This is a genomic window from Streptomyces sp. NPDC005794 (assembly GCF_042871445.1).
In the GTDB taxonomy this organism is placed as follows: domain Bacteria; phylum Actinomycetota; class Actinomycetes; order Streptomycetales; family Streptomycetaceae; genus Streptomyces.
This window is the reverse complement of sequence record NZ_JBIAIN010000058.1, coordinates 1-2,213: the sequence shown is the minus strand read 5'-3', so window position 1 is coordinate 2,213 and position 2,213 is coordinate 1. Positions and strand designations below refer to the sequence as shown.

Genomic DNA, 2,213 nt, shown 5'->3' with positions numbered 1-2,213 from the left:
GAATCAAGAAGATCAACCGCCATCCCCGCCCACTGCGACCCCTGCCCCGGAAACACAAACACCGGACGAGGCGAGCCGCCCTGAGCACGGCCGACGACCACATTCCGCCCCGTAGCGTCATCCTGGGCCAGCTGGTCGAGGCCGGCGAGGAGCTCCTCACGGTCCCGCCCGACGACCACACCCCGATGCTCGAACCGCGACCGCGCCGCCACCAGCGACCAGGCCACATCGCCGAGAGCCAAGCCGGAATGGGCCAGCAGGTGTTCGCGAAGGCGTCCGGCCTGGGCCTGGAGCGCCTCCGGAGTCTTGGCCGAGAGAGTGAGCGGAACCACGCCCACCAGCACGCGCGACGGCGACGGCGTGCCCGCCGCGTCCTGCTCGGCGGGCACGGGCTCCTCGGCCGACGGGCCCTGCTCCAGGATGACGTGCGCGTTCGTCCCGCTCACGCCGAACGACGACACCCCCGCGCGGCGCGGCGCGCCGCCCTCCCGCTCGGGCCATGTACGGGCCTCCGCCAGGAGTTCCACGGCCCCGGCCGACCAGTCGACCTCGGGGGTCGGCGCGTCCAGGTTGAGGGTGCCCGGCAGGACGCCGTGACGCATCGCCATGACCATCTTGATGACGCCGGCGACCCCGGCGGCGGCCTGCGTGTGACCGATGTTGGACTTCACCGAGCCGAGCCACAGCGGGCGGTCGGCCGGGCGCTCCTTGCCGTAGGTGGCGATGAGGGCCTGCGCCTCGATCGGGTCTCCCAGGGGCGTGCCCGTGCCATGGGCCTCCACTGCGTCCACGTCCGTGGTCGTGAGGCGAGCGTTGGCGAGGGCCTGGGTGATCACGCGCTGCTGGGAGGGGCCGTTGGGGGCGGTGAGCCCGTTGCTGGCACCGTCCTGGTTGATGGCGGAACCGCGAACCACGGCGAGCACCTGGTGGCCGTTGCGGCGGGCGTCGGAGAGGCGTTCGAGGACGAGCATGCCGACACCCTCGCCCCAGCTGGTGCCGTCGGCGGCGGCGGCGAAGGGTTTGCAGCGGCCGTCGGGGGCGAGGCCCCGCTGGCGGCTGAACTCCAGGAACGTGCCGGCCGTGGGCATCACGGTCACACCGCCCGCGAGGGCGAGCGAGCACTCGCCCTGGCGCAGGGCCTGCGCGGCCAGGTGCAGGGCGACCAGCGACGACGAGCATGCCGTGTCCACCGTCACCGCCGGGCCTTCGAGCCCGAAGGAGTACGAGATGCGGCCGGAGGCGATGGCACCGGAGCTGCCGGTGCCGAGGTAGCCCCCGAGCCCCTCGGGGACGCTCGTGAGCTGGGATCCGTACTCGTGGTAGATGAGTCCGGCGAAGACGCCGGTGGGGCTGCCGTGCAGCGTGGCCGGGTCGATTCCGGCGCGCTCGATGGCCTCCCAGGAGGTCTCGAGGAGGAGCCGCTGCTGCGGGTCCATGGCGAGGGCCTCGCGCGGGGAGATACCGAAGAACGCGGCGTCGAACTCGCCGGCGTCGTGGAGGAAGCCGCCCTCGCGGGCGTAGCTGGTGCCGACGCGGTCGGGGTCGGGGTCGTAGAGGGACGCGGTGTCCCAGCCGCGGCCCTCGGGGAACTCGGTGATGGCCTCTTCGCCGTCGGTGAGCAGCCGCCAGAGGTCTTCGGGCGTGTGAACGCCGCCGGGGAACCGGCAGCTCATCGCGACGATCGCGATGGGCTCGTCCTGGGCTGCGACCGTCACCTGTGCCGTCCGGCCGACGGCCGTACCCGTGGGGTCCGCGATTTCGCCGAGGATCTCGGTGCCGAGGTACAGGGCGAGGACCTTCGGGGTGGGGTAGTCGAAGACGAGGCTGGCGGGCAGCCGCATCTCGGTGGTGGTGCCGAGCCGGTTGCGGAGTTCGACGGAGGTGAGGGAGTCGAAGCCCAGCTCCTTGAACGCCTTCGTGGGGTTGACGTCCTCGCCGGACGCGTAGCCGAGCACGGCGGCCACCTGGGCGCGAACGAGGTCGAGGAGGGCGCGCTCGCGGTTCTCCGGCGGCAGCGCGGCCAACTGGTCGGCGAAGGAGGCCCCCGTCGCCGGCCCGGACTCGACGACGCGGCGGGCGCGTCCACCGCCCCGTATGAGGCTGCGGAAGAGTGGGGGGACTTCGGCCCCGAACTGCTGCCGCAGGATGTCGGTGTCCAGCTTCATCGGCACCAGAGCGCCATCGGGCTCCGTCAGACAGGCATCCAGGAGAGC

General features: G+C 72.6%; 1 protein-coding gene. It reads right to left on the bottom strand.

Annotation, left to right across the window (positions count from 1 at the left end):
* A partial coding sequence (locus ACFYQ5_RS36060) for a beta-ketoacyl synthase N-terminal-like domain-containing protein (protein ID WP_389203846.1) occupies window positions 1-2,213 on the bottom strand: 2,213 nt, incomplete at both ends.